The sequence below is a fragment of the Ruegeria atlantica genome (genome assembly GCF_013033965.1).
Lineage (GTDB): Bacteria > Pseudomonadota > Alphaproteobacteria > Rhodobacterales > Rhodobacteraceae > Ruegeria > Ruegeria atlantica_D.
On sequence record NZ_WQFE01000008.1, the window covers coordinates 217,082 to 224,406 of the forward strand.

The window sequence follows — 7,325 nt, forward strand, 5'->3', positions numbered from 1 at the left end:
AACGACATTCAGTGGCTCTCTCACCCCGTCGCTTATTGGTATCTTGAGAATGGTAACCGCACTTTCCAGCAAATTTTTCCGAGTCATCGCAGTTAATTGCGCTACGCAGGCTGTAAATAAGAAACTCTTCATAACGCTCATTATTTTGACCTTTTGCGCATAACACCGAGAGCCTCGCAATCGCATGTGATCCCTACACAGTGATTGCTCGTCAAATGTGTATTCCAGTCACCATCTATTTTGGGTTCTCTAGGACGCTAGTCCAGGTGGCGCACGATCTGTTCTATCAGTTCTTGGGCATCTTCCTCTGACATTCCTTGCAACCGAACCCTAATCCGAACCTCGTCCGGCGAAATCTCGGCCTGTACAGTACCCCCTCGGGCCAGCTTGACTGGCATCAATTGTTTGATTTGCTGCGGGCGTCCTCCTCGCGGTTTCTTGTTCGAAGGTGACAGACTCGAATTCATTGCTTTTTCCAAAACCGCCCATTCGGCTTTCGGATCAATAGCCTCTGCTCCGGCGAGGGCTTCTCGAAGTTTGGACTGCGCGCCCTCTTTCAGTGCTGACGCCAGTTTCAAGCCTGCCTTTTCTGAAAGGGCAACAGGATGCTGCAGCAGGTCGCCGAGCGCCTCATGGACCATAGCAAAACTTCGAACTTTCGACCTCTTTGCCTTGGAAGCCGCCGCAAACAAAACGTCGACTGCAGCCTCAGTCGTCTCGAAAACCCCCTGCCCTACGGCCAGAACCGCGATACGTCCACGCTCGTACGGGCTTAGATTTGAACGAAGCTCATTCTCCTCAACCATCGACACGTAAGCTCCCTGCCCCGAGCCGGCACCCCGCACGAAGGCTGGAATGGTAGCAAACCGCCCATCGGTTTTGGACAAGCGCTTAAATGCGTCCAGGCGTCTGAACCCCGAGATAAGACCAAAACCCTCGCCTTCCCGAGAAACCTCGATGGGCGTGCGCAACCCATGAGTTCGCACAGATTCCAGAAGCTCCGCCATAGCCTCTTCGTCCTCGACCATTCGATCCCTGCGAATATACTCGGCATCAATCAAGTCCAACGGCAGCATTTCAGCCACCAATCCGGCATCCTGCGCGTCTCGCCAACGTGCAGCGTCGCTTTGATCTTTCGCTAGTTCGACACGATCTGTGACGTTTGCCATACCACTTAAAGTCGCGGCTTCAGCGGCCACCTGTGCAATTGGCGGCGTGGATGACGTACTCTCAAACGGATTCAATGAGGGTTTCGCGGCGAAACCTGCCTCCATCTCTTCCAATTCCGCTGTATCTGGAACAGCAAGTCTTCTCCGTTTAGCCATTCGACTCTCCTCCCATCTGGGCATCACGCCACCAGCAACCTATCAGAACCTCTTTGAACTCTGCATAAGTACGATCAAAAGTTTCGCGCCCGCGCACATAGGTTTCACGGTTAAAATCGCGGTAGTCAGCCTCGTAAATCCCGTTCACCTGCTCTCCTGCCTGCCCAACCAACGCTGTGAAATCCTGCCGGTAAGCATTCATGAAATCGCCGAAATATGCCTGGATCACATTTGCCATGTCCGTCTGTTGGCTGGCATCAAACCGGGTAATGATTGCCCGAACCACATCCCATTCGAATTTCAACTCAGGCAATCCAGCCGCTCTTTGAGCTGCATTTTCTCCATCCTCAATGCTTGCGAAAGTCGTATAGAGCATATCAAAGAACCGGCCCGTTGAATCAAACTCGAGGAACGACGCTCCAAGCGGGACCAGAAGAATGTCTGCTGCGGCCAATGCATTAATCGTTAGGTACCCAAGTGCAGGAGGCGTATCGACGAAAACGATATCATAATCGTTGAGGACGCCTTCATTTTCGAGAAAATTGGTTAGGCCGTCCCATAAAGGCCAACTTCTTAGCCCCATACGCCATACTGGTATCTGAAACTCAGCCCAGTATAGATTCAATTGCGCGCCGATAAGGTCGATATTTGGCCAATGCGTCTTCTGAATAACGTCAACTGATGTTGTTTTTAGCGCCTCCTGCAACGTTTCATCCAAAGGGATTTCCGCCTGCCCGCCGACCTGTCTTATTCGGTTTTCCTCTTGAACGGCGCGTGCGTAATCTTTTGCAATAAGCGGAAAAACCGTTTGCCATTCGTCGGCAACGGATCCGCCAAGAATTGACGTCATTGATCCCTGGCTATCCAAATCGATTACAAGAACTTTGTAACCATCCAATGCAGCAGACATTGCGAGGTGCGCCGCGGTTGAAGTTTTTCCGACGCCTCCCTTGAAGTTTGCCACAGATACAACTTTGGCAGGGAGATTGTCCGGGCGATAAGGAAGATACTCTTTTGTGCTAACACCCTCTGCAGCGAAGTGTTTACGAAGGGTTAGAACTTCTTCCAAGGTGAACCATTTCGACCCCGCCTCACCCTCTCCTTGTGGTAGGTCCGCGTTTGCTTTGAGAACTCGCCTTAAATGTGCGGGCGCGACCGGGATAAGGTACTTCGTAATCTCCCAGATCGAAAAGCGTCGAAGACGTTTTTCACCGTCTGGAGCGTATCCTCTTCGAGCCAAATCCTCACGCCCTTTTGCACAGAATGTTGCAGCTTTAGCGAATCGCGAGGTTCCAATAGGATTGGGTAACTTCGCTGCTGCATTCTCGGGATCGAGATTAAGATAGGGGGGCAGGGGAGGTTGGTTGCTTTTATTCACTGTCGATACCTCAGGTAATGTTCGCCTTGTCGGCGTATATGGCACACTGTAGCGAACATCAGGGGATTAGGCTATCCTTCCTGGGGGTTTTTTCCACAGAAGTTGGGGTTGTCAGGTGGTTTCGCCACGAAACTTAATAGATATATTAGAAAAGGCGCAACAAAGCGTTTAGTTTATTTGTAATATTTAGAATCTTTGAGATAATAAAAATCAATAATAACAAAAGATTAAAGGTGTTTGAGCACCTGTTTCCAGTAACACGGGCACCCGTTTGCAGGATCATAGGTCCCCAAATACAGGTCCAACGGTACCGAACTACGGTTGGTCGGGACCCGATTCTCAGGATTGCATTCTTTTGACAGATAAGGCTCTAAATCGAGCGTTGGCAGAGTCGAATTTGCCGGTTTCATGTGATCGAGAGAATCCAGAATTCGGGGTTTCTGTGGATAACTGTTGCAAGTGCGATGATAGGTACCCGTCCACGGGATCACGGTCATCCCGTATTTGGGCACCCAAATTAGATTGCAACATAGGTACCTAACGTGCAAACAATAAGCAAACGAGCAGCCAGGCAGAATCATGCCGGATACACAAGTTGACATGGATAACCTTGCGGGCGCCTTGCGCCGCGAGACTGTTAAGAAAAACGTCGCCGCGATCCACATCAGCGGCAAGCTGACGCTGCTGCAACGCAAGCTGTCGAACGTCCTGCTGTTGAACGCATACGACGCGTTAACGTCGGCACCGACGCATACTATTGACGCTCGAACTCTGGCGATGATGGTTGGATACAATTCGAACGACTTTGATACGCTGCGTGCAAGTTTGCGCGCCTTGGCCGAGACGGTGGCCGAGTGGGATATGCTGGACGAGCAGGGGCGCCAGGAATGGGGTGTCTCTTCATTGCTGAGCTTTGCAAAACTAAAAAATGGCATCTGCGAGTATGCATATTCACCAGCTTTAGCGCAGAAGCTTTATGACCCGAAGATTTACGCGTTGATTAACGTCCAAATTCAACGAAACTTCAGCTCCGGGCACGGACTGGCGCTTTATGAAAACTGTTATCGATTTGTCCGGACGGGTTCGACGGGATGGTGGGCATTAGACGTCTTCAGAAAGCTCATGGGGGTCGATGGGAGCGACTACTATGGCAGTTTCAAGCACCTTAACGCCAAGATCATCAAGCCAGCTGTTGCTGAAGTAAATAAAAGCTCTGACATTCTTATCGAGCCTGAGTTCCAAAAGAAGGGGCGCACAGTCACGGAAATACGGTTCCTGATAAAAGGGAATCCGCAGAAGGCGATGTTTGAAATTGATGATGAGGATGGCGTTCGCAATCTGAAAATTTACAAGACACTGCGTGAACAGGGTGTTTCTGACAGGTTGGCCCGGCAGTGGATTTCCGAGCATGGGGAAGACTATGTTCGAGAAAAGCTTGACTATGTAAGGGGTCGGGATGGCGTCAAATCCACCCTGGGGTTTTTGTCTGCGGCTCTGAGAGACAACTACCAGGCACCGGAAAAAGAAAGACGTCTGGCACCCAATCCGTCAACTGACGAGGTCAAAAAAATTCGGACGGCGGAACAGGAGAAACAAGATAGGGAATACGAAGAGCGTGCCGCAGAGCGAAGTGAACGTGCGCGGCGATTAACTATCGTCGAAGAGCTGGTTTCGCGGCGAAACCCAACGCAGCGGGATGCGGATAAACGGCTTTTTTTGTCTGGCCTGGATAACGACCTCGATCGAGAACATTTCCGAGCTCATGGATGGCGATCCGGGTTGAACGCCACCAAGATTTTTGAGTTCTGGGAGGAACTCGAACCAGGCGTGTTCGCATAGTGGCGGTTGAGAAAGGCGCATCCAGCTAATGCCTCATTCACCCATAACCTCTTCCAGGTCTCGGTATGAAACGCCGTACCGGACATACATGAACACGGCGAACAAGATCACGTCCTTCGGGTAATGCGCGCCTTTAAACGAGATCGTGAGCCGACCTTCGACCTAAAAATAGATTGTACCAAGCGCTCGCTACATCCATGCGCGACAATGGTCAAATCTTTGAAGCAGATCCCGGTCACATAGATCAAATCACGCTAATACGCCCGCAATGTGTTGGCGGACGTACCACGGATATAGAGATCCGTGAGCGCCTCCTGATCTTCAACAGAGAGGGCCGGAGAGGCGGTCGGAAGAAACGGGGCAGGGGACTTCATGGAGCACACTCTGCATCAATTTCGGGGTAAAATCACTTATACCTGATAAGGGATACTTATCGGATATAATAGGGAATCTGTGGCGCAACAGAACTAATGAACAAAAATGCCAGTTTTTGCGCGTAACGTAGGCAGGGGGTTGTGATGCAGTCACAAACATTGGCTCTGTTGCAAAGATTTAGTTATTGACTCGCTGGGGTTCGCGTGTGGGTGGCTTTTGGTCCAAACTAGTCGAAAGCCAGTTCATGATCTCCTTCAAAGGCGCACAATATCCCAAGGATGTGATCCTCTTTGCTGTGTTCTTCTACCTTCGATACGGCGTGTCGTACCGTAATCTTGAAGAAATTATGTCCGAGCGTGGCTGTCACTGTGCTGTTAACTACTGGACGTTGACTTTAGAAAGTTGAGCAAAATCAGTGCTTGATTGTGCGCTCATGAGCGTTTTTGGCTTTCCCGGCATGAAAAGACTACCCCGCTGGCGCGGGATGGTCAAAGTTTGTAACCTGTACAGGCGCTGGAGACGGTGAGCCGAACCGAGTGTTGTCATGCTCTCATCCGCGGGTTGGATACCGCCTTACCAAATACGACGTGGGATTGCCTCTCTCTAAGACCGAGTGTTTGCTCCAACGCACTCCGAGGATTTCCCCATCATTGGCTCCCATCTCCAGCGTACTGCACAGGCAGGCTAGATAGGATGGTTAAGGTTCCAGCGGTGTCTGCTTGGCGATATCTCAAACGAATCCGGCCAGTTCCCGAGCAATGGCGGACAGAACGCGGGGTTGCGGTTTGCCTGTTCGGCTGAGATTCCGATACCGTTTGCACAGCCTGGTTTGGGCCTTCCATCCGATGTCTTTGATGTGCTGCGGCAAGTGTGCTGACCGTTTCAGATAAGGCTGCCCTTCTTTTGGGGGATGGCGATATGACCAACCGGCCTCCACAAGCATTGTCCGGGCCAGAGCATTGCCTGTTTTTGTCAATCGACCGCGACGTTTTGTGGATCCACTGGAATGCTCGCTTGGCACCAACCCCAACCAAGCCATGAGTTGGCGTGGATTCTCGAAACGGGTGATGTCACCGATCTCAGCCACAACGGTTGCAGCGATAGTCGTATTGACCCCACGCAGGGCGCGTAACGCATCAACAACGGGCGCAAAATGCCAGCCCGGAATGGTGTCATCAATCACCTTATCCAGCGTTGCGACCCGATCCTCGGCTTGGGTGATCGCGCGTTTGTACTCCTCAAATGCCAACTGCTGATGCGGGAAACGAAAGCGGCGCAACTCTGCCAGCCAACGTCGATGGCGTTGCGTCCAGTACTTCCCATTCTCATAGCGAAGACCATGGCGCAGCAGAAAACTCAGAAGCTGTTGTTTGGCAGTCTTCACCGCGTCCATCGCCTGTTTGCGGGCGCGGATCAGATCCCGCATTGCCTCTTGCTCCTCATCAGGTGTCCAAATCGGGGTCAGCTCCCCAGCCCGCCAAAGCCGCGCCAGCATCACAGCATCGCGTCGATCTGTCTTGATCCGGTCACCTGATTTGCGCGGGATCATAGTCGGCGAAACAACTGCGCATTCAAACCCGAGTTTCGTCAAATAGCGGTGAAGACCATATCCACAAGGTCCCGCTTCATAGCAGAAGGATGGCGTGCAGCCGTTCTTCGTCAGCGTTTTGGTCAACCTCAGAACAGCATCCGATGAATTGACAATGGCCCCGTGAAACCTGATCTCACCACCCCGGCCATCCTCGGCAACCGCTACCGGAATCGTATCCTTGTGGACGTCCAGACCCACATACAGCATCTTGCTCATTTGTTTTTCTCCGTCGAACAGTTTCCGTTCGCCGAGAAAAACACGGGCGTCGCGCCCGCCGCAAAAACGCTCATCTGGTCTAATTTCTGGACTGTATCATTATTTACCGGACTGTGCCCTTAATTCCCGGACGGAGTGTCCTGTGGATAAGTCGCGTGGGGATGATCTTGTCTAATGAAGTAGAGCACCCAGAAGAAAGTGCGCTCGCAGTTGAACGGGCCAATGCGTTGCGTCCAATACTGGAACTTGAGGAGTCAGGGCAGGATATTGGACCGCTACTATTGGAAGCGGCCAAGAAGATTGGCGTTTCGAGAAGCACCGCATGGGACTTTTACCGTCGCCTCAAGATAAATGATGGGCGCGCGAGCTCGTTACTCCCTAAACGACGCGGTCCGAAGTATGGCTCACGACGCCTGGAACCCGATGTAGAAAGCACAATCGAGCGCGTTCTACGCCAACACTACCTCGTACCAGAACCGCCAAGTTTTCTGAGGATAGTCAACGAGATCCGGGCGGAGTGCGCAGCGAGAGGCTATCTGAACCGCCCCGGGTTTACCGGAGAGTGATTGGTTCAAATGTTAGGCCGCTTTTTCAGCGGCAT

4 protein-coding genes and 2 pseudogenes are annotated in these 7,325 nt (G+C 51.8%); 2 read left to right on the forward strand and 4 right to left on the reverse strand.

The genetic code is table 11. The features are described from left to right. Positions 1-257: 257 nt before the first annotated feature. Complete coding sequence (locus GOW16_RS15465; protein ID WP_170416569.1) at positions 258-1,325, reverse strand: ParB/RepB/Spo0J family partition protein; 1,068 nt, start codon at positions 1,323-1,325, stop codon at positions 258-260. Then, positions 1,318-2,703, reverse strand: a complete 1,386-nt coding sequence (locus GOW16_RS15470; RefSeq protein ID WP_170416571.1) for an AAA family ATPase — start codon at positions 2,701-2,703, stop codon at positions 1,318-1,320. The genes GOW16_RS15465 and GOW16_RS15470 overlap by 8 nt, the downstream gene beginning before the upstream one ends. A 579-nt stretch (positions 2,704-3,282) precedes the next feature. Between GOW16_RS15470 and GOW16_RS15475 the strand changes: the two genes are divergently transcribed. Then, positions 3,283-4,542, forward strand: a complete 1,260-nt coding sequence (locus GOW16_RS15475; protein ID WP_170416573.1) for a replication initiation protein — start codon at positions 3,283-3,285, stop codon at positions 4,540-4,542. 36 nt (positions 4,543-4,578) lie between these two features. Here GOW16_RS15475 and GOW16_RS15480 read toward each other — a convergent pair. After that, a pseudogene (locus tag GOW16_RS15480) lies at positions 4,579-4,686 on the reverse strand (IS6 family transposase); the annotation flags it as partial. A gap of 475 nt (positions 4,687-5,161) precedes the next feature. Here GOW16_RS15480 and GOW16_RS15485 point away from each other — a divergent pair. Continuing rightward, a pseudogene (locus tag GOW16_RS15485) lies at positions 5,162-5,302 on the forward strand (IS6 family transposase); the annotation flags it as partial. A 345-nt stretch (positions 5,303-5,647) separates the two neighbouring features. On the opposite strand, the gene GOW16_RS15490 reads toward GOW16_RS15485, so the two are convergent. Beyond that, positions 5,648-6,724 carry an IS110 family transposase gene (locus tag GOW16_RS15490; RefSeq protein WP_170416575.1) on the reverse strand — a complete coding sequence of 359 codons (1,077 nt, stop codon included), beginning with the start codon at positions 6,722-6,724 and terminating at the stop codon, positions 5,648-5,650. Positions 6,725-7,325: the final 601 nt, after the last annotated feature.